Origin of the sequence: Chromohalobacter sp. HP20-39 (genome assembly GCF_033052815.1) — a bacterium.
In the GTDB taxonomy this organism is placed as follows: Bacteria; Pseudomonadota; Gammaproteobacteria; order Pseudomonadales; family Halomonadaceae; genus Chromohalobacter.
In genome coordinates, this window is sequence record NZ_JAWHTP010000049.1 from 1 (window position 1) to 732 (window position 732).

Genomic DNA, 732 nt, shown 5'->3' on the forward strand with positions numbered 1-732 from the left:
GGAAGAGATGCGTGCTGATGTGAAGCGTCGGCATGCGTGTTGGACAGCGAAGTGGAAGCCGCACAGGCCAACTGAGGCGGCTTGGTTCTGACGATTTTTCAACCAGTAGGAGAGCACATGCAACAAATCCAAATCCCGCCGCTCAGCGAAGGTGAGATCTACCTCTGCGGCCTGATCAACGCAACCGGCGATGTAACCCACACGATCCTGCTTCCCGCTGAGGCGGAAACGCGCATGACTTGGCCTGACGCCATGGAATGGGCCAAGAGCCTGAATGCTGATCTTCCGACACGTGCTGAATTGGTGATCGCGTATGAGCAGCACCGCAGCCAATTCAAGCAAGCCGCGTACTGGTCGAACACGCCGGACGACGATCCCGAATATGCCGGCTGGGCTTGGTTTCAGCTCTTCTGCCTCGGCAGCCAGTGCATCATCCAGCAGAGCCCCGTGTTGCGCGCCCGTGCCGTCCGCAGATTGACGATTTAACCCTTCATCCATTTTCAGGAGAAGTCAGCAATGACGCCAACGCTTGAAGCAGTCGAAGCAAAGCAAGCCGAGATCACCGCCATGATCGAGGCAATCCGCAAGGCAGCTGCGCGCGAATACAAGGTCGCCGGCGGCACGATCCAACTGAACCCCGGCGAGCAGTATGCCGGCTTCATTCTCGGCAAAGACGGCGAGCCCGATCATCACCTGATCCTCCTCCCCGGCGATGAAGCTGAACTGAACTGG

The 732-nt window shown here is 58.3% G+C and carries 2 protein-coding genes; both read left to right on the forward strand.

The window, feature by feature from the left end; translation table 11 throughout:
* Positions 1 to 117 precede the first annotated feature (117 nt).
* The gene (locus RVY79_RS16795) at positions 118 to 486 is read left to right on the forward strand and encodes a DUF1566 domain-containing protein (RefSeq protein WP_048932713.1); all 369 of its coding nucleotides are present in this window, start codon (positions 118 to 120) and stop codon (positions 484 to 486) included.
* Positions 487 to 516: 30 nt separating this feature from the next.
* The coding region (locus tag RVY79_RS16800) for a hypothetical protein (protein WP_317465613.1) at positions 517 to 732 on the forward strand (216 nt) is incomplete at its 3' end.

Coding starts and splice junctions, on each gene's coding strand:
- RVY79_RS16795 (WP_048932713.1), top strand. CDS start 118: ATGCAACAAATCCAAATCCCGCCGCTCAGCGAAGGTGAGATCTACCTC.